The organism is Oceanibaculum nanhaiense (assembly GCF_002148795.1).
Classification (GTDB): Bacteria; Pseudomonadota; Alphaproteobacteria; order Oceanibaculales; family Oceanibaculaceae; genus Oceanibaculum; species Oceanibaculum nanhaiense.
Genome location: NZ_MPOB01000008.1, coordinates 20,365 through 38,360, shown reverse-complemented (window position 1 = coordinate 38,360; position 17,996 = coordinate 20,365). Strand labels below are relative to the sequence as shown.

The window sequence follows — 17,996 nt, the reverse complement described above, 5'->3', positions numbered from 1 at the left end:
AGGTTCTTACCCCGCCTTGCGCCAGGCGGCTGTCATGATTCCGGCTCCGATCAGCAGCGAGCCGCCGACCCGGTTCACGCCGCGCTGCACGGCTGGCTTGCGGATGGTGCGGCGGGCGGCCTGCGCCAGCAGCGCATAGGTCAGCGCGTTCAGTGTCGCCAGCACCAGGAAGGTTGCCCCGAACACCAGCATCTGCGGCACCACCGGCAGGCTGGCGACCAGGAACTGCGGCAGGAAGGCGACGAAGAACACGATGCCCTTCGGGTTCAGCGCGGTCACCGCATAGGTATGCGCGAAGATGCGCCAGGGCTTTACGCCGGCCCCGATCTCGACCGGCCCGCCGGCGGAGACGGGGGCGCGCCACAGCTTCACGCCGAGATAGACGAGATAGGCCGCCCCCACCCATTTCAGCACGGTGAACAGCGCTGCCGAGGTGGCGAGCAGCACGCCGAGGCCCAGCATCGAGGCGGTCATCGCGGTGAAGTCGCCCAGCGTGACACCCGCGACTGTCGCCCCGGTCGCCTGCCTGCCATGGCCCAGCGCGTAGGAGATGACCAGCAGAATGGTCGGGCCGGGGATCGCCAGCAGCACGGCGGCGGCGGCAACGAAGGCGAGCCAGTGTTCGACGGAGAAGAGCGCGAGGTCCATGGCCGAATCCTCTGTTGCGGGGAGGATCACTAATCCACAGGCCAAACGACCGTGCAACAGCGGAAATCGCTACTCCGCGACGGCGACCAGATGCGGTGCCTTCTCCCCGCCATAGGCGTGGGTCAGCACATGGATATAGGCGGTGTAGAGATGTTCCAGCCGGTCGAAGGAACCGGCGTCCGAGGTGATGGAGCCGGCGCTGTCCATGATGGCGACGATCTGCACCAGAATGTCGCGGGCCGGCGCGTCCCCGGATATCTCTCCCCGGGCGATGGCCTCGTCGAGTGCTGTCTTTATATAGGCTTCCGCCGTCCTGGAGAAACTGTGCAGCGTCTCCTTCGATTTTTTGCTCAGCACATCGGATTCGAGCCGCATGCGCGAGATGATGCTCCAGGGCCGGCCATCCTTGCCCGGCGGGTTGAAGCGGTTGTAGCGCTCGCGGTTGAACGCCATCATGCGCCGCACGCGTTCGACATAGGGCAGGTTCTCGGCGGTCCAGATCGCCTTCACCGCCACCAGTGTCCCTTCGACATAGTCCTCGATCACTTCCTCGATCAGGTTCTTCTTGGTGCCGAAATGGTAGTGGATGTTGGCCCGCGTGGTGCCCAGCTGTTCGGCGATATCCTTGAAGCGCAGCCCGCGATAGCCGTAATTGATCAGCAGTTCGGTGGCGACGCTCTTGATCCGATCGCGCATGCGCGGTTCCGTTCCGTACTGTTCAGGCTAATAACGCAATGCTGAGGCAGAATAGCAGATATTCCCGCCGCATTCACCCGGCGCGGTAGCGCCGCCAGCCCTCGGCGCGCAGATCGCAGGCCGGGCAGCTGCCGCAGCCATGGCCCCAATCGTGGGTCTGCGTGCGGTCGCCGAGATAGCAGCTGTGGGTAAGCGCGCGCACGATCTCGACCAGCGCCGGTCCGCCCAGCCTTTCGGTCATTCGCCAGGTCTCCGCCTTGTCGATCCACATCAGCGGCGTATGGATGACCAGGCGCTTGTCCATGCCCAGCGTCAGGGCGACCTGCAGCGCCTTCAGCGTGTCGTCGCGGCAATCAGGATAGCCGGAATAGTCGGTTTCGCACATGCCGCCGACCAGATGCTTCATGCCGCGCCGGTAGGCGATGGCGGCGGCGAAGGTGAAGAACAGCAAGTTGCGGCCCGGCACGAAGGTGTTGGGCAGGCCGTTTTCCTGGAAGGCGATCTCGGCTTCACCGGTCAGCGCGGTGTCGCTGATGCTCTTCAGCACGTCCAGCGGCAGCAGGTGATCCTCGCCCAGCCTGCCGGCCCAGGCCGGGAAAGCGGCGGCGATGGCGTCGCGCACCGTGTGGCGGCACTCCAGCTCCACCCGGTGGCGCTGGCCATAATCGAAGCCCACGGTCTCCACCCGCTCGAACCGGTCCAGCGCCCAGGCCAGGCAGGCGGTCGAATCCTGCCCGCCGGAGAACAGCACGAGGGCCGAGCCGCCGGTCATATGGCGGGGCCGAAATAGCGGCAGGTCTCGCCGCTGCTGTCACGATAGACGGCAACGCAGGCGAGGCCCGTTACCTGGCCATCCAGCCGCCGCCAGATCCAGGCGCTCAGATTCTCCATGGTGGCCGGGCCCAGCCCTTCGACCTCATCGAGGAAATGATGGTCGAGCGCCTGCCTGGCATCCTCCATCAGCCGCGACAGCAGGCCCAGATCGACGATCATGCCGGTTTCCGGGTCGGGGGTGCCGCGTACCGTCACCTGCGCGCGGTAGGAATGACCATGGATGCGCCGGCTGGAGTCGGTCTCTATGGCGCGATTCAGCGTGTGCGCCGCATCGAACCTGAATTCCTTGCTCAACTCGAACATCACGGGATACCGATCATCTTGTGGGTCTGCACGCTCAGCCGCCATTCCGGATGGTCGAGGCAATAGGCCACCGCCGCCGCTGTATTCTCCGCCCGCGCCGGGCCGTCCATCGGCTGCAGCCAGAAATGGCCGAAGGGCAGGCTGGCCATCCCGTCCGGCGCCAGCCCCGGCTGCGGATAGACCAGCTTCAGCTCGTCGCCGCTCTTCAGTACCCAGTCGGCCCCTGCCTTCGGGCTGACGCAGATCCAGTCGATGCCGGGCGGCGGCTCCAGCGTGCCATTGGTCTCGATGGCGATCTCGAAGCCGCGCGCATGAACCGCATCCACGAGCGCGCTGTCAAGCTGCAACAGCGGTTCGCCGCCGGTGAACACGACATAGCGTCGCGGCTCATCCGCGCCCCAGCAGGCGGCGATGGCATCGGCCAGGGCATCGGCATCGCGGAACTTGCCGCCGCCCGCGCCATCGGTGCCGACGAAATCGGTGTCACAGAACTGGCAGATCGCGGCGGCGCGGTCTTCCTCGCGCCCGGACCACAAATTGCAGCCGGCGAAGCGGCAGAACACGGCGGCCCGGCCGGCCTGCGCGCCCTCACCCTGCAGGGTCTTGAACAGTTCCTTCACCGAATAGGTCATGGGGCCACTTTCTGCCGGTTGCCGGCGATTCCGGCAAGGGTGGATGATTCCGCCGAATGGTTGGAGAGAGTCCGCGCAATGTCATCGTCGTGTCACAAAACCGCAACGCAAATAGGCTAAGAAACGGGGGCGACCAGGACGGTTTCAGCCTGATGTTTTGGCGCGCAGGGAGTCGATGCGGCGCCCTTCGTACAGACTGCAACCGCGATGTTACTCAGGAAGATGGAGCATTATAACATGAAGAAGTTTTCTGCCGCGCTGGCTGTTGCCGCCGGCCTGATGATCTCGACCAGCGCTTTCGCGCAGGGTGTCGACCCGAACCTGCCGTCCTACAAGCCGACCAGCGGCGTTTCGGGCAGCCTGAAGTCGATCGGTTCCGACACGCTGAACAATCTGATGACGCTGTGGGCCGAGGGCTTCCTCGCGCAGTACCCGAACGTGAAGATCGAGATCGAGGGCAAGGGTTCCTCCACCGCGCCGCCCGCGCTGATCGCCGGCACCTCGCAGTTCGGCCCGATGTCGCGTCCGATGAAGTCGAAGGAAATCGACGAATTCGAGAAGAAGTATGGCTACAAGCCGACCCCGGTCCGCTCTGCCGTGGACGCGCTGGCCGTGTACGCGCACAAGGACAATCCGGTCAACTGCCTGTCGATGCAGCAGATCGACGCGATCTACTCGAAGACCCGCAAGGGCGGCAATTCGTCCGACATCACCACCTGGGGCCAGGTTGGCGCCACCGGCGAGTGGGCCAATGTGCCGATCTCGCTCTATGGCCGTAACTCTGCCTCGGGCACCTATGGCTACTTCAAGGAAGTCGCGCTGTTCGACGGTGACTACAAGGACAGCGTTAAGGAGCAGCCGGGTTCCTCCACCGTGGTTCAGGGCGTTGCCTCCGACAAGGGTGGCCTCGGTTATTCCGGCGTCGGCTACAAGACCGCCGACGTGAAGTTCATCGAGATCAAGGGCTCTGACGGCAAGTGCTACGGCCCGAACGCCCAGAACGCCTATTCGGGCAACTACCCGATCGCGCGTTTCCTGTACATCTACGTGAACAAGAACCCGAACCAGGCGCTCGATCCGGTTCGCGGCGAGTTCATCCGCTACATCTACTCGAAGCAGGGTCAGGAAGCGGTCGTGAAGGACGGCTTCTTCCCGGTCAATCAGGGCCTCGCCTCTGAGGATCTGAAGGCCTTCGGCCTGATGTAATCGACTGAGGTGCGGGCGGCGGTGAACGCCGCCCGCATTTCTTTCTTGATCCGGTAAATTCTTTTATCCCTTTCTTTCTGAACTCCGGCGTTCCGCCTTTCCGGCGGGCGTCGTTCTGAAATCGGGCTGAGGGTTATCATGGCCAGCGATGCCAACGACGCTTCCAACGGAACCGGCAAGACCGCTATCGGCACGGTCCGCCGCCGCAAGGCCACCAGCGCCAGCGTTCTGGTTACCGACAAGATCGCGGACTGGGGCATCACCATCGGCGGGCTGATGGTGATCGTCGCCGTGTTCGGCATCATGATCTTCCTGGCCCAGGTGGTGGTGCCGCTGTTCCAGGGCGGCGATCTGGAGACGACACGCAGCTATAGCGTGACGCCCCCAAAGCCGCTGGCCTGGACCAGCGTCGATGAGTACCAGACGATCGGCATCCGGATCACGGCCGATGGGCAGGTCTCAACCTTCCATCTGGATACCGGGACCGCGCTTGACAGTGTGACGCTCGATTTCGGCGGTGCTGTCGCCACCGCCGTCGGGGCCACGGATAAGCGAAATAATATTGCTTTCGGCTTCGACGATGGCACTGTCCGCTTTGCCGTCATTGAGCCCAAGGTCGAAATCCTGACCGGCGACTCGCTGCCGGTTGGCGCCAGGGAGCTGAACGACCGCGACCTGACCGATGGCACCGCCGTCTATTCCCGTATTCCCGGCAATCAGCTGCGCCGGATTTCGCTGGGCGCCAGGGTGGACGAGCCACAGACGATTTCCGAGGCTGGCGAAGCGATCATTGCGATCGATTACCGGACCGGCGGCACGGTCGAGCGACCGACCCGCTCCTTCGTCACCATCGATGCGTCGGGCGTCGCGCGGATCAGCCGTACCGAGACCCAGATCAACCTGCTGACTCGCAAGGCCACGACGCGCGTCCTGTCCTCGACCTTGCCGGAATTGCCGGCCGGTATGCAGGTGACCAACGTTCTTCTGACCGGGCAGGCCGATCAGGTCTATGTCGCTAACGAGACCGGCGATATCTACCGCTATGACACCCGCGATTTCGCGGCACCGCGCCTGGCCGAGAAGTTCGATGCCTTCCCGGGCGAGCAGCGTCTGACGGTGATGGGCTTCCTGAATGGCGAGCAGGGGCTGATCGCAGGCGGCTCTGAAGGGGCCGTGCGCGTGTTCTACCGGCTGCAACCGGAAAATGCCGGCACGGAGGATGGCTACAAGCTGATCCTGATCCGTGAGCTGGAAGCGCATGACGCGCCTGTGGTCAACTTCGCCTCCAGCCAGCGCAACAAGTCGCTGGTGACGATGGATCTGAACGGCAATGTCTGGTTGCGCCATAACACCAGCAACCAGACATTGCTGAAGCTGAAGCGCGAGCCGCTGTCGGACGAAGGCACGCAAATGCTGCTGGCGCCGCGCAACGATGCGGTTCTGGTGGCGGATGCCGGCGGTCAGGTGAATTTCTGGTCCTTCTATGTGCCGCATCCCGAGGTGACCGCCCAGACCATCTTCGGCAAGGTCTGGTACGAGGGCTATCTTGAGCCGACCTACACCTGGCAGTCCTCCTCCGGCACTGACGTGTTCGAGCCGAAATTCTCGCTGACACCGCTGATCTTCGGCACGCTGAAGGCGACGGTCTACTCGCTGATCTTCGCCATTCCGATCGCGCTGTTGGGGGCGATCTACACGTCGGAATTCCTGCACAGCCGCATCCGTTCGACGGTGAAGCCGGTCATGGAGATGATGGAATCGCTGCCGACCGTGGTGCTGGGCTTCATCGCCGCGCTGCTGCTGGCCCCCATCGTCGAGACCTGGATCGCCGCCGTGCTGCTGGCGTTCGGCGCGCTGCCGCTGTCGCTGATGCTGGCGGCCTATCTCTGGCAGGCGCTGCCCTACCAGTGGAAGCTGCGGCTCGACGGGATCCCGAAATTCTGCCTGATGTTCGTGACGGTCGCGTTCGGCTGCTACATCGCCTACGCGGCGGGGCCGCTGTTCGAGAACGTGTTCTTCTATGGCGATCTGAAGGCCTGGACCAATGGCGATATCGGCAGCGGTCTGCCCTTCCTGTTCCTGGTGCTGCTGCCGCTCTCCTTCCTCGGCGTCAGCTATGTCTTTGCTCGCACGATTGGCACCAGCTACCGGCTGGCCCTGCGCGAGATGTCGCAGAGCCAGGCGCCGCTGGTCGATCTGGCGCGCTGGGTCGCCATGCTGCTGGCGTCTTGTCTGGTCAGCTACATCCTGGCGGCGGCGCTGACCGCCATCGGCTATGACCCGCGCGGCGGGGTGGTCGATACCTATGTGCAGCGCAACGCGCTGGTGGTCGGCTTCGTGATGGGCTTCGCCGTTATCCCGAACATCTACACCCTGGCCGAGGATGCGCTGAACGCGGTGCCTTCATCGCTGCGTGCGGCCAGCCTGGCTGCCGGCGCCACGCCCTGGCAGACGGCGATGTGGGTGGTGCTGCCGACCGCTATGTCCGGCGTGTTCGCCGCGGTGATGATCGGCATGGGACGTGCGGTGGGCGAGACCATGATCGTGGTCATGGCGGCAGGCAACACGCCGATCCTGGACTGGAACATCTTCAACGGCCTGCGCACGCTGTCCGCCAACATCGCGGTCGAACTGCCCGAGGCCGTCCAGTTCAGCACGCTCTACCGCATGCTGTTCCTGGCGGCGCTGACGCTGTTCGCCATGACCTTCGTCATCAACACTGTGGCGGAAATCATCCGCCAGCGCTTCCGCAAGCGCGCTTTCCAGCTTTAAGCCGGATATTGCAGGGGAAACGGGAATGACCGCGACCGCCGAAAAAGACACCAGCAAGGCAGCGGCGAAGCCGCGTGCGGTGCGCAAATACTCGGCCGATATCTCGGCCGTGGGCGAGCCGTTCCTGTGGGGGCTGGGCGGCGCCCTGGCGCTGGGCATCATCCTGATCGCCGGGTTCCTGACCCTGATCTTCTGGAACGGTGTGACCACCTTCTGGCCGAAGCCGGTGGCCATGGTGACGCTGAATGATGGCACCAGGGTCGCGGGCGAGCCTTTCCGCAGCGAGCAATACCGCCCCGATGCGGCGACGCTTGCGGAATTCACCGATGTGCAGCGTGCCGAGATCGCGGCTAATGACGGATTCCTTGGCCGCACCATGTACCGGATCGGCAATTATGACCTGTTCGGCGAGGATTTCCGCTGGGTGGCGGACACCCAGGTGGCGGATATCGCGCATCCCGACAGCTTCTTCTTCTTCGAGCGTCAGGAATGGGGCGCTTTCGTCGGTACCATCGCCTCGGTGGATCTGGCGGGGCGCAAGCTGGAAGGGCCGGGGGTGGACCTCTCCCTGCTGCATGACCAGCAAGAGGAAGCGCGCGACCGCTTCGAGCGCATCCGTGAGATTGAGCGCGACGAGATTGGCGCCATCAATCATTACCTGAACGAAATCCGCCTCGATATCCGCCGCGCGGAGCTGCGCTATGGTGCGGACAGCGCGGAAGTGCGCGAGGAGAAGGCGGAAGCCGAGGCCCGCATCGCCGAATTGCAGGCCGACTATAAGGTGCTGGCTAACCGGGCGGCGGCGATTAAGGCCGAGGATGCGCAGTACAGGATCACGCTGGCCGCGGTCGATGGCCAGACCAAGGAGATGCAGCTCTCCCAGATCGTGCGCTTCTACGCCGCCAACGACCTGTCCTATTTCGAGAAATGGGGCGTCTATCTGTCCCGCTGGGGCGAGTTCCTGACCGAGGAGCCGCGTGAGGCCAATACCGAGGGCGGCATCCTGCCGGCGATCTTCGGTACGGTCATCATGACGCTGATGATGGTTGTCGTGGTCGCCCCGTTCGGCGTCATCACCGCGCTGTATCTGCGCGAATACGCCAAGCAGGGCCGGCTGGTCGCCATCGTGCGCATCTCGGTGAACAACCTGGCCGGCGTGCCTTCCATCGTCTATGGCGTGTTCGGCGTTGGCTTCTTCGCCTACATGGTGGGCGGCGGCATTGACGCGCTGTTCTTCCCAGAGCGCCTGCCCAGCCCGACCTTCGGCACCGGCGGCATCTTGTGGTCGGCGCTGACGCTGGCGCTTCTGACCGTGCCAGTGGTCATCGTCGCCTCGGAAGAAGCGCTGGCCTCGGTGCCGCGGTCGATGCGCGAAGGCTCGCTGGCCTGTGGTGCCTCGAAATGGCAGACCATTAAATGGATCGTGCTGCCGCGTGCGATGCCGGGCGTCATGACAGGCCTGATCCTGGCGATGGCGCGCGGTGCCGGCGAGGTGGCGCCGCTGATGCTGGTGGGTGTGGTGAAGCTGGCGCCGGAATTGCCGGTTGACGGCTTCTTCCCCTATGTCCATCTGGAACGCAGCTTCATGCATCTGGGCTTCCACATCTTCGATGTGGGCTTCCAGTCGCGCAATTCCGAGGCCGGCAAGCCGATGGTGTTCGTCACCACGCTGCTGCTGCTGGCCCTGATCGTCCTGATGAATTCCTCGGCGATCATCATCCGCAACCGGCTGAAAAAGAAGTTCGCCGGCAGCCAGTTCTGATCGCTTACAGCCGTTTTGGAGTTTCGATCCCATGACCGACAGCGCCACGCTCGAACCCGCCGCCCGCCCGGCCCCGCCGCAGGAGACGACCTATCATTTCGTCACCTCGCCGGAAGGCTCGGTGATCGATGTGTCCGATTTCAACCTGTGGTACGGCTCTTCGCAGGCCCTGTACGATATCAACCTGACCTTCCAGCGCGGGCTGGTGACGGCGCTGATCGGCCCGTCGGGCTGTGGCAAGTCCACCCTGCTGCGCTCGCTGAACCGGATGAACGACCTGATCGACAATCTGACGATCCAGGGCCAGATCACCATCAATAACCAGGACATCTACGGTCCGGGCGTCGATGTCATCGCACTGCGCAAGCGCATGGGCATGGTGTTCCAGAAGCCAAACCCCTTCGCCATGTCGATCTACGACAATGTGGTCTATCCGCTGCGTGTCGATGGCATCACCGACCGGCGCATTCTGGACGAGACCTGCGAGCGCGCCCTGCGTGGCTCGGCGCTGTGGGACGAGGTGAAGGATCGGCTGAAGGAATCGGCTCTCGGCATGTCGGGCGGCCAGCAGCAGCGTCTGTGCATCGCGCGCGCCATTGCCTCCGACCCGGAAGTTCTGCTGATGGACGAGCCCTGCTCGGCGCTCGACCCCATCGCCACGGCGAAGATCGAGGAGCTGATCGACGAGCTGCGCGGCCACTACACGATCATCATCGTGACGCATAACATGCAGCAGGCCGGTCGCGTCTCCGACAACACCGCCTTCATGTATCTCGGCCGGCTGATCGAGTACGGCAAGACCGAGACCATGTTCACCGCGCCGAAAGTGCCGCAGACCCGCGACTACGTGACCGGCCGCTTTGGTTGATCACTCTGGGGCTGATCGCCCCGGGGGCTGATCGTCTAGGGGCTGATCGCGCAGCAGGGCGGCCAGCCCGGCGAAGGCCGGGTAGGGGGCGTCCAGCAGGCTGACCGGGATCGCCGCCAGATAGGCGGCGAACGGCCCCTTGTCAGTAAAGCGCCGGATAAAGCTGTTCATATCGAATGTATTGCCCATCCGGCCCGGCAGATCGCCGGCGATGACCACGCCGCCGCGCGCGTCGAACGCCATCGCCAGGTCGCCGGCGACGCCGCCCAGCATCGCGCAATAGGCGGCCGTCGCGGCGCGGGCGTTTGCTTCGCCGGCCAGGGCCGCCGCCGTGACCTCTTCCGGTTCGATGCTTTTGCCGGAGAACGCATGATGGAGGCGCGCCAGGCCGGGGGCCGCCAGCACATCTTCCGCCGACAGATGCGCGCTATCCTCGCGTAACCGTTCCAGCAGCGCCGCCTCTGCCGCGTCGCGCGCCGCCAGCGTCACATGCCCGCCCTCGCTGGACGCGACATGGAAGCCTGTCTTGGCGGGTAGCAGCGCCGCGACACCCAGCCCGGTGCCCGGCGCCACCACCAGCCGGGCGGCTTCCGGGTTGGCGGTGCCCGGCTTCAGCGGCCGGAAGGCGCTGTCCGGCAGGTCGGGCAGGGCGCGGGCGATGGCCGCCACGTCATTCATCACGCACACAGGCGCGAAGCCGAAGCGCGCGGCGAGGCCGGAGGCGGAAATCCGCCAGGGATGATTGGTCAGCGCCACCACATCGCCGGTGACCGGGCCGGCGACAGCCAGCGCCGCCGCATCTGGGCGGTGGCCGGTCTCGTCCATCCAGTGCTGGATCGCGGCTTCCAGGGTTTCGTGGGCCGCCGTGGGGAATACGTCTGGCGCACCGATCCGGCCTTCCTTATCCAGCAGGGCGAATCGCGTGTTGGTGCCGCCGATATCGGCCAGCAGCGCTGTTCCGTTCCGCATCAGACCGGGGCCATCAGATCGGCGTGAGCGGCGCGTGCAGCCGGGTTTCGGGCAGGATGATGCCGCCGCGCTCGCCCGGCGTCACACTGCCGTAGCGCTGGGCATAGGCCGGCGGCAGCGGGCGGGCGGTCTCCGGCGCCAGCCACAGCCGCAGCAGATGGCGCTTTTTCGTGTCGTCCTCCCAATCCTCGAAACCGGTGCGGTCATGCAGGATGGTGTGATTGTGCACGAATTGCAGGTCGCCGGGCTTCAGCACCATGGTGAAGTTGAGCGCCGGATCGTTGGCCAGCGTGTCGAACAGGTCCAATGCCGCCACCGTCTCCGGCGACAGGCGGGGCGCATCGTCGAAGCGCTGCGCCGAATTGATGTACTGGCGCTGATAGATGACGGAAATCAGCCCGTCATAGGCGCTGAACACCGGAATCTCGAAATAGGGCTTCTGGCCGGGCGACACCTCGCCGCGGCGGTCGGTGGCGACCGGCCGCAGCAGATGCGCCAGCAGGTCAGGCCGGCGGCGGTGCATCTCGTTATAGATCGTCATCGAGCTGACCAGCGCCGAATGGCCGCCGGATTTTGCCGCCTTCAGGCAGAGCAGCCCGACCACATCGCAGGAATCGGTGTGGAAGGTCTGTCGTTCGCGGGTCTGGTAGATGCGCACATTCGGGTCGTCGGAGGCGAGGCCGAGGTCGCGCACATGGCCAAGGATATGGCCCTTGCCGTTCTGCGACTTGGGATTGCCCAGATGCCGGCCGATGCCGACGAAGGCGGCGGCGGATAGCTCGATGGGCCAGTCCCCGACCGGCAGGCCGCGGAACAGGATGAAGCCGCGCCCGGCCAGCAAAACCTCCAGCGCGTCGGCCAGCACCGGGCCCAGCGTCGGCAGCGGGAAATCCGCCTTGCCGATCTGCGCGATGTCGATGCCGCTGGCGAGCGCGGCCTTCGCTGCCTGCTCCACCTCCGCGACATGGGCGGGGGACAGCGGCAGGATCCATTCATCCTCCCGGGCCAGCATGTCGGGGCCGTACCAGGCGGACGGGCCTGTTATCTCAGATGGCAGGGCGGCGGTCATGGGATGGCGTCCTTGGTGACGTGTTCTGATTTTCGCGCAGTATTCCCCGGCCCTTGCCAGGGGTCAACGCGTAGCACAGCGACGGCGCGCGGGTTGACCGGCGGGAATGTGCTCCCACCTCAGACAGACAGCCCGGAGAAGAGAGACGATGCTTATGCGCCTGCCCCATTACGCCGTTTTCTGCGCCGTCCTGTTGCTGGCTTTCCCCGTCGCCGCCCAGCAGACGCAGCGTTTCTCGACGGAAAAGGCCGAGATCACCGTCGAGACGGTGGCGCGCGGGCTGGAAAATCCGTGGTCGCTGGCCTTCCTGCCGGATGGCCGCATGCTGGTGACGGAACGGCCGGGCCGGCTGCGCCTCGTCGGGCGCGGCGGTGCCGTCTCCGCGCCGCTGGAGGGCGTGCCGGAGGTCGCCGCCGGCGGGCAGGGCGGGCTGCTCGACGTGATCCTGGGGCCTGATTTCGCCGACAGCCGCCTGATCTATCTGAGCTTCGCCGAGCCGGGCGTAGGCGGGGCCAACGGCACCGCCGTGGCGCGCGGCCGGCTGTCGGCCGACGGGCGGCGTATCGAGGGGCTGGAGGTCATCTTCAGCCAGAAGCCGAAGATCGCCAGCCGGCTGCATTTCGGCTCCCGCCTCGCCTTCGGAAGGGATGGCACGCTCTACGCGACGACGGGCGAGCGCTTCGGCAATCGCGACATGGCGCAGGGCCTCGACAATCATCTGGGCAAGGTCATCCGCATCAATCCGGATGGCACCGTGCCCGCCGACAATCCCTTCGTCGAGCAGGCGGGTGCCCTGCCGGAAATCTTCTCCTACGGCCACCGCAACCCGCAGGGCATGACCGTGCATCCTGTGACAGGCCGGCTGTGGCTGCACGAGCATGGGGCGCGCGGCGGTGACGAGATCAACCTGCCGGAAGCCGGCAAGAACTACGGCTGGCCCATCATCAGCTATGGCGTGCACTATTCCGGCGCGCGGATCGGCGAGGGCACGGCCAGGCCGGGCATGGAGCAGCCGATCCATTACTGGGACCCGTCCATCGCGCCCAGCGGCATGGCCTTCTACAATCGGGGCGCGATTTCGGCCTGGGAGGGCAATCTGTTCGTCGGCGCGCTGGCCGGGCAGCATCTTGCTCGGCTGGAGATCGAGGGCGAGCGGGTGACCGGCGAGGAGAAGCTGCTGGGCGACCTAGGCGCGCGTTTCCGCGATGTCCGCATGGGACCCGACGGCCACCTCTATGCGCTGACCGATTCTGATGAGGGCCGGCTGCTCAGGATCAGGCCGGCGCGCTGACTACTCAGTCCGGACCGCGCTTTCGTCGAAGATGCGCCGCCACAGCCAGGAAAGCTGCGCGGCATCGTTCACCCGCTCCAGCTGCTTCGCCGGCACCATGCCGGTGACCGGGCTGTTGCGCTCTGCGATCTTGAAGGTGAAGACGTAGTTCGGCTCCACCCCCATGCGCAGGTCGGTCAGCAGCACATCATGGCCCCTGGCGCTGAGCGCGTAATAGCCGCGACTGAAGGACGCCACCTTTTCGACCGGCGTGCGGTCCGGCAGCTCCGCTTCCAGCGCCATGCCGCGCGGATGGACATGCAGCGGCGCGGCAACCTCCTCATCGAACACCGAGCGATAGACGTTCACATAGCGGTCGCCATCGATGGCCAGCCCGCGCCACAGCAGGCTGTTGAAGGGCATCGGGATCATCGTCAGACGCTCATAGCCCTGGCCGGCCGCGGTCAGCGCCTGCTTCACCTTGGCCTCGGCGATGCCCTGCGCGGCGAGGCCCCAGCCCAGATAGGCGGTGCTGAGCGCCAGCCCGGCGATTGCAGTTCGGCGCAGCCTTGTCCCCCAGCCGCCGGCGATCAGCCCGGCCAGCATCGCCACCAGCAGCGGCAGTGTGTAGAGCGGGTCGATGATGAAGATGGAGGAAATGCTGACCGGCACGTCGGAGACCGGCCAGAAGATGCGCGTGCCATAGGTGGTGAAGGCATCCAGCAGCGCATGCGTCACCAGGATCAGCCAGACCCCCAGATAACAGGCCAGCCGCGAGTCCCGGAGCCGGGAATCGAGGCGGCGCAGCCCTTCCGCCAGCAGCGGCGACAGCGCCGTCAGCACGAACAGCGAATGGCTGAAGCCGCGATGGGTCACAAAGGCGTCGATCGGATCGGCCGAGGGCAGGAACACATCGAGGTCGGGCAGGGTGCCAATCAGGCCGCCGGCGAGGATCGCGCGCCGGGCGCCGATCCTGGGGGCAAGAGCAACCGCGCCGATGGTGGCGCCGAGGGCGAACTGGGTGACGCTGTCCATGGAATGTCCGGAATAGGAAATTGGAGGCCATGTTTAAATGTGCGGTCGCAGCCTCCAGACAAGGGTGTGCGGCCTAAGGAGCAAAAGTGCGGCAAGCAGCCGCCTTGCCTGTCTGCGCGGCTTTGCGCACTATATCCGGGCTCGCTTATGCGGGCGGGAGGAAACGCCAGCAAAACAAAAGGCGGCAGGTCATGACGGGACGCTATGATGAGGCGTATCGCCGGTCCCTCGCGGACCCGGACGGTTTCTGGGGAGAGGCAGCGGAGCATATCCACTGGTTCAGGCGCTGGGACCGCGTGCTGGACAATGACAAGCCGCCTTTTTCGCGCTGGTTCGTCGGCGCCGAGACCAACATCGCCTATAACGCGCTGGACCGCCATGTCGCGGCGGGGCGGGGCGATCAGGCGGCGCTGCTCTACGAAAGCCCCGTCACCAACATGGAATTGCGGCTGACCTACCGGCAGCTGCGCGACCGGGTGGCGCTGTTCGCCGGCGCGCTGGCCGCCAAGGGGGTGGCCAAGGGCGACCGGGTGGTCATCTACATGCCGATGGTGCCGGAGGCGGTGGTCGCCATGCTGGCCTGCGTACGGCTGGGCGCGATCCATTCCGTGGTGTTTGGCGGCTTCGCGGCGACCGAGCTGGCAACCCGCATCGACGATGCCAGGCCGAAACTGATCGTCTCCTCCTCCTGCGGTATCGAGGGGCAGCGAATCATTCCCTACAAGCCGCTGCTGGACGCCGCCATCGACAAGGCCAGCCACAAGCCCGAAGCCTGCATCATCCACCAGCGGCCGATGGAGAAGGCGGAACTGAAGCCCGGACGGGACACCGACTGGGAGGAGGCTGTCGCCGCCGCCAAACCCGCCGACTGCGTGCCGGTGAAGGCGACCGATCCGTCCTACATCCTCTATACCTCCGGCACCACCGGCATCCCCAAGGGGGTGGTGCGCGACACTGGCGGCCATATGGTGGCGCTGCGCTGGTCGATGGAGAACATCTACGGCATGAAGCCGGGCGAGGTGTGGTGGACCGCCTCCGATGTCGGCTGGGTGGTCGGCCATTCCTACATCGTCTATGCGCCGCTGCTCTATGGGCTGACTACCATTCTCTATGAGGGCAAGCCGGTCGGCACGCCGGACGCGGCTGCCTTCTGGCGGGTCATCGCCAAGCATGGCGCGGTGGCGCTGTTCACCGCCCCCACCGCCTTCCGCGCGATCCGCAAGGAGGACCCGGACGGCAGGTTGATCGGCCAGCACGATCTGTCGGAATTCCGCGCCCTGTTCCTGGCCGGGGAGCGCTGCGACCCCAACACGCTGGAATGGGCGGAGGAGAAGCTGGGCGTTCCGGTGATCGATCATTGGTGGCAGACCGAGACCGGCTGGCCGATCTGCGCCAACTGCACGGGCATCGAGCGTTTCCCGGTCAAGCCGGGCTCCGCCACCAAGCCGGTACCGGGCTGGGACGTGCAGGTGGTTGACCCGGCGGCGCAGCCGGTGAAGCGCGGCGAGATCGGCGCGCTGGTGATGAAGCTGCCGCTGCCGCCGGGCAGCCTGCAGACGCTGTGGCAGAATGACGAGGGGTTCCAGAATTCCTACATGTCGGACTTCCCCGGCTTCTACAAGACCGGCGATGCCGGCTATATCGACGAGGATGGCTATGTCTTCGTGATGAGCCGCACCGACGACATCATCAATGTCGCCGGCCACCGGCTGTCCACCGGCGCGATGGAGGAGGTGCTGGCGCGCCATCCCGACGTGGCGGAATGCGCGGTGATCGGCGTCGCCGACGCGCTGAAGGGCCAGCTGCCGCTGGGCATGATGGTGCTGAAGGCCGGTGTCACCCGCCCGCATGAAGAGATCGCGCGCGAGGCGGTGCAGATGGTGCGCGAGGCGATCGGCCCGGTCGCGGCCTTCAAGACCGCGCTGGTGGTGGAGCGCCTGCCGAAGACCCGGTCCGGCAAGATTCTGCGCGGCACCATGCAGAAGATTGCCGATGGCGAGAGCTACCGGACGCCGGCGACCATCGACGATCCGGCAATCCTGACGGAGATCGGCGGCCGGCTGAACGATGCCGGTTATCCGCAGAAGGAATGAGCGCTGGCGCGGGTTACTCCGCGTTCAGCGGTTTTTCCTGGCCGCGCGGCATGGTCATCGAGGGTTCGTAGAGCCTTACCGTGTTGCGCCCGGCATTCTTCGCCGCATAGAGCGCGATATCGGCCCGGCGCAGCAGCTCGGTCGGATCGACCTGCGCCCATTCCTCGTCATCCTGCTTGGTGGCGATACCGATGCTGACGGAGATCGGGATGTCCACATCCTCCTCCGGTGCATGGAAGACCTCGCCGGATATGCGGGTGCGCAGCCGTTCGGCCACGCGCTCGGCGATGGTGCGGTCGGCATCCGGCATGACGATGACGAATTCCTCGCCGCCCAGCCGGGCGACAAGGTCGAAATTGCGGACATTCTTCATGATCCGCTCGGCCAGCTCGCGCAGCACGGCATCGCCCGCGCTGTGGCCGTGCCGGTCGTTCACCTGCTTGAAATAGTCGATGTCCATCAGCAGGATCGACATGTCCTTGTGGCTGTCGCCGCTGCGCGCGGTCAGCCCTTTCAGGTGGCTGTAGAGGTAGCGGCGGTTGTACAGGCCGGTCAGGCTGTCGGTCAGCGCCAGCGACAGGCTCTGCTGATAATTCTCGCGCAGCCGGTCCTGATAGCGCCGCCGGCGGATCTGGGTGCGCACGCGGGCCAGCAACTCGTTGCGGTCGATCGGTTTCAGCAGATAGTCGTTCACGCCGATATCCATCGCCTTGGCGACGCGCTGGATTTCATCTTCTTCGGCAACCAGCAGGATCGGCAGCTGGCGGCTTTTTTCCTGCGCGCGCAGCTGCGAGCAGAACCGCAAGGCGTCGCCGCCATTCAGGCTGAGGCTGGTGATGACGATGTCGTGCGCACCGCTGCGCACCGCCTCCAGCCCGGCGGCGGCGGTGGGTGCCGTCTCGATATCGTCGGAATCGATCTGCAGCACTTCCCTGATGTTGGCGATGTCGATGGAATTATCCTCGACGATCAACACCGAGGCGCGCCGCACATCGACCGCCTCGGACCCGACGCCGAGCATCAGGCCGAGCTGGTGCGAGGTTTCCTCGCGCAGGCGCAGCTCATCGGTCATCGTCTTCAGCCGGATCAGCGAGCGGACCCGCGCGAACAGCGCGATATCGTTCACCGGCTTGGTCAGGAAATCGTCGGCGCCAGCCTCCAGGCCGCGCACGCGGTCGCTGGCATCCGACAGGGCGGTGACCATGACGACCGGGATGTGATGGGTGGTGGCATCGGCCTTCAGCCGGCGGCAGGTCTCGAACCCGTCCATGCCCGGCATCATCACATCGAGCAGGATCAGGTCGGGGGAGTCGTTCGCGGCGAGGCGCAGGGCGTCGCTGCCGTTAGCCGCGCTGATGACGTCGAAATATTCCGCCGACAGCTTGGCTTCCAGCAGGCGGATATTCGGTGCGACATCATCGACAACTAGGACACGGCCTGGCATAGCACGTCAGTTCAAGAATTTCTGGACGGTCTCAAGAAAGTTCTGCACCGAAATGGGTTTGGCGATATAGGCCTCGCAGCCGCCCTCGCGAATTTTCTCCTCATCGCCCTTCATGGCGAAGGCGGTGACCGCAATCACCGGGATCGCCTTCAGCCGGTCATCTTCCTTGATCCATTTTGTGACCTCCAGCCCGGAAACCTCCGGCAGCTGGATATCCATCAGGATCAGGTCGGGACGCTTGTCACGGGCGATCTTCAGCGCTTCCATGCCGTCCCGGGTTTGCAGGATATTATAGCCGTGCGCTTCGAGCAGATCATGAAACAGTTTCATGTTCAGCTCGTTGTCCTCGACGATCAGAACAGTCTTCGCCATTGTTCCCCCAGTCATGCGCGCCC

The 17,996-nt window shown here is 65.2% G+C and carries 16 protein-coding genes; 6 read left to right on the top strand and 10 right to left on the bottom strand.

Translation table 11 applies throughout. The features are described from left to right. Positions 1-6: 6 nt before the first annotated feature. From BKM74_RS14220 to queE, 5 genes are all read right to left on the bottom strand, one after another. Entirely contained in the window at positions 7-648 is a 642-nt protein-coding gene (locus tag BKM74_RS14220; protein WP_086466378.1) for a LysE family translocator, read from the bottom strand. A 69-nt stretch (positions 649-717) separates the two neighbouring features. After that, on the bottom strand, positions 718-1,344 hold the full coding sequence (locus tag BKM74_RS14215; RefSeq protein ID WP_086466377.1) for a TetR/AcrR family transcriptional regulator: 627 nt from the start codon (positions 1,342-1,344) through the stop codon (positions 718-720). A gap of 73 nt (positions 1,345-1,417) precedes the next feature. Further along, on the bottom strand, positions 1,418-2,116 hold the full coding sequence (queC, locus tag BKM74_RS14210; RefSeq protein ID WP_086466376.1) for a 7-cyano-7-deazaguanine synthase QueC: 699 nt from the start codon (positions 2,114-2,116) through the stop codon (positions 1,418-1,420). Further along, on the bottom strand, positions 2,113-2,481 hold the full coding sequence (locus tag BKM74_RS14205) for a 6-pyruvoyl trahydropterin synthase family protein (RefSeq protein ID WP_086466375.1): 369 nt from the start codon (positions 2,479-2,481) through the stop codon (positions 2,113-2,115). Before BKM74_RS14205 ends, queC begins: the two co-directional genes overlap by 4 nt. Beyond that, positions 2,481-3,113 carry a 7-carboxy-7-deazaguanine synthase gene (gene queE / locus BKM74_RS14200; protein ID WP_086466374.1) on the bottom strand — a complete coding sequence of 211 codons (633 nt, stop codon included), beginning with the start codon at positions 3,111-3,113 and terminating at the stop codon, positions 2,481-2,483. The genes BKM74_RS14205 and queE overlap by 1 nt, the downstream gene beginning before the upstream one ends. A 237-nt stretch (positions 3,114-3,350) precedes the next feature. Between queE and BKM74_RS14195 the strand changes: the two genes are divergently transcribed. From BKM74_RS14195 to pstB, 4 genes are all read left to right on the top strand, one after another. Next, positions 3,351-4,319 carry a PstS family phosphate ABC transporter substrate-binding protein gene (locus BKM74_RS14195; protein ID WP_086466373.1) on the top strand — a complete coding sequence of 323 codons (969 nt, stop codon included), beginning with the start codon at positions 3,351-3,353 and terminating at the stop codon, positions 4,317-4,319. Positions 4,320-4,457: 138 nt separating this feature from the next. After that, positions 4,458-7,091, top strand: coding sequence for an ABC transporter permease subunit (locus BKM74_RS14190; RefSeq protein WP_086466372.1), 2,634 nt, complete (start codon positions 4,458-4,460; stop codon positions 7,089-7,091). A gap of 25 nt (positions 7,092-7,116) precedes the next feature. Beyond that, on the top strand, positions 7,117-8,853 hold the full coding sequence (pstA, locus tag BKM74_RS14185) for a phosphate ABC transporter permease PstA (RefSeq protein WP_086466371.1): 1,737 nt from the start codon (positions 7,117-7,119) through the stop codon (positions 8,851-8,853). 31 nt (positions 8,854-8,884) lie between these two features. Next, positions 8,885-9,721, top strand: coding sequence for a phosphate ABC transporter ATP-binding protein PstB (gene pstB, locus BKM74_RS14180; RefSeq protein WP_086466370.1), 837 nt, complete (start codon positions 8,885-8,887; stop codon positions 9,719-9,721). On the opposite strand, the gene BKM74_RS14175 is transcribed toward pstB, so the two are convergent. Both BKM74_RS14175 and BKM74_RS14170 read right to left on the bottom strand, forming a co-directional pair. Continuing rightward, the gene (locus tag BKM74_RS14175; protein WP_086466369.1) at positions 9,722-10,690 is read right to left on the bottom strand and encodes a glucokinase; all 969 of its coding nucleotides are present in this window, start codon (positions 10,688-10,690) and stop codon (positions 9,722-9,724) included. A 13-nt stretch (positions 10,691-10,703) separates the two neighbouring features. Then, entirely contained in the window at positions 10,704-11,759 is a 1,056-nt protein-coding gene (locus BKM74_RS14170) for a TauD/TfdA family dioxygenase (protein WP_086466368.1), read from the bottom strand. A gap of 148 nt (positions 11,760-11,907) precedes the next feature. On the opposite strand from BKM74_RS14170, the gene BKM74_RS14165 reads away from it, so the two are divergent. Then, positions 11,908-13,050 (top strand): PQQ-dependent sugar dehydrogenase, encoded by a 1,143-nt coding sequence (locus BKM74_RS14165; protein WP_245825945.1) that lies wholly within the window; start codon positions 11,908-11,910, stop codon positions 13,048-13,050. Here the strand turns inward: BKM74_RS14165 and BKM74_RS14160 are convergent, their stop codons facing one another. Continuing rightward, complete coding sequence (locus BKM74_RS14160) at positions 13,051-14,064, bottom strand: metal-dependent hydrolase (protein WP_086466367.1); 1,014 nt, start codon at positions 14,062-14,064, stop codon at positions 13,051-13,053. Positions 14,065-14,255: 191 nt separating this feature from the next. Here BKM74_RS14160 and BKM74_RS14155 point away from each other — a divergent pair, with 191 nt between their 5' ends. Next, positions 14,256-16,157: a propionyl-CoA synthetase gene (locus BKM74_RS14155; RefSeq protein WP_086466366.1), complete on the top strand. Its 1,902-nt coding sequence runs from the start codon at positions 14,256-14,258 to the stop codon at positions 16,155-16,157. 13 nt (positions 16,158-16,170) lie between these two features. On the opposite strand, the gene BKM74_RS14150 is transcribed toward BKM74_RS14155, so the two are convergent. Then, on the bottom strand, positions 16,171-17,601 hold the full coding sequence (locus BKM74_RS14150; RefSeq protein WP_086466365.1) for a PleD family two-component system response regulator: 1,431 nt from the start codon (positions 17,599-17,601) through the stop codon (positions 16,171-16,173). A 6-nt stretch (positions 17,602-17,607) separates the two neighbouring features. Then, entirely contained in the window at positions 17,608-17,973 is a 366-nt protein-coding gene (locus BKM74_RS14145) for a response regulator (RefSeq protein WP_008944467.1), read from the bottom strand. Positions 17,974-17,996 lie beyond the last annotated feature (23 nt).

Excerpts from the sequence above, each read along its gene's own strand:
- BKM74_RS14220 (WP_086466378.1), bottom strand. The coding sequence starts at position 648 with ATGGACCTCGCGCTCTTCTCCGTCGAACACTGGCTCGCCTTCGTTGCC.
- BKM74_RS14215 (WP_086466377.1), bottom strand. The coding sequence starts at position 1,344 with ATGCGCGATCGGATCAAGAGCGTCGCCACCGAACTGCTGATCAATTAC.
- queC (WP_086466376.1), bottom strand. The coding sequence starts at position 2,116 with ATGACCGGCGGCTCGGCCCTCGTGCTGTTCTCCGGCGGGCAGGATTCG.
- BKM74_RS14205 (WP_086466375.1), bottom strand. The coding sequence starts at position 2,481 with ATGTTCGAGTTGAGCAAGGAATTCAGGTTCGATGCGGCGCACACGCTG.
- queE (WP_086466374.1), bottom strand. The coding sequence starts at position 3,113 with ATGACCTATTCGGTGAAGGAACTGTTCAAGACCCTGCAGGGTGAGGGC.
- BKM74_RS14195 (WP_086466373.1), top strand. The coding sequence starts at position 3,351 with ATGAAGAAGTTTTCTGCCGCGCTGGCTGTTGCCGCCGGCCTGATGATC.
- BKM74_RS14190 (WP_086466372.1), top strand. The coding sequence starts at position 4,458 with ATGGCCAGCGATGCCAACGACGCTTCCAACGGAACCGGCAAGACCGCT.
- pstA (WP_086466371.1), top strand. The coding sequence starts at position 7,117 with ATGACCGCGACCGCCGAAAAAGACACCAGCAAGGCAGCGGCGAAGCCG.
- pstB (WP_086466370.1), top strand. The coding sequence starts at position 8,885 with ATGACCGACAGCGCCACGCTCGAACCCGCCGCCCGCCCGGCCCCGCCG.
- BKM74_RS14175 (WP_086466369.1), bottom strand. The coding sequence starts at position 10,690 with ATGCGGAACGGAACAGCGCTGCTGGCCGATATCGGCGGCACCAACACG.
- BKM74_RS14170 (WP_086466368.1), bottom strand. The coding sequence starts at position 11,759 with ATGACCGCCGCCCTGCCATCTGAGATAACAGGCCCGTCCGCCTGGTAC.
- BKM74_RS14165 (WP_245825945.1), top strand. The coding sequence starts at position 11,908 with ATGCTTATGCGCCTGCCCCATTACGCCGTTTTCTGCGCCGTCCTGTTG.
- BKM74_RS14160 (WP_086466367.1), bottom strand. The coding sequence starts at position 14,064 with ATGGACAGCGTCACCCAGTTCGCCCTCGGCGCCACCATCGGCGCGGTT.
- BKM74_RS14155 (WP_086466366.1), top strand. The coding sequence starts at position 14,256 with ATGACGGGACGCTATGATGAGGCGTATCGCCGGTCCCTCGCGGACCCG.
- BKM74_RS14150 (WP_086466365.1), bottom strand. The coding sequence starts at position 17,601 with ATGCCAGGCCGTGTCCTAGTTGTCGATGATGTCGCACCGAATATCCGC.
- BKM74_RS14145 (WP_008944467.1), bottom strand. The coding sequence starts at position 17,973 with ATGGCGAAGACTGTTCTGATCGTCGAGGACAACGAGCTGAACATGAAA.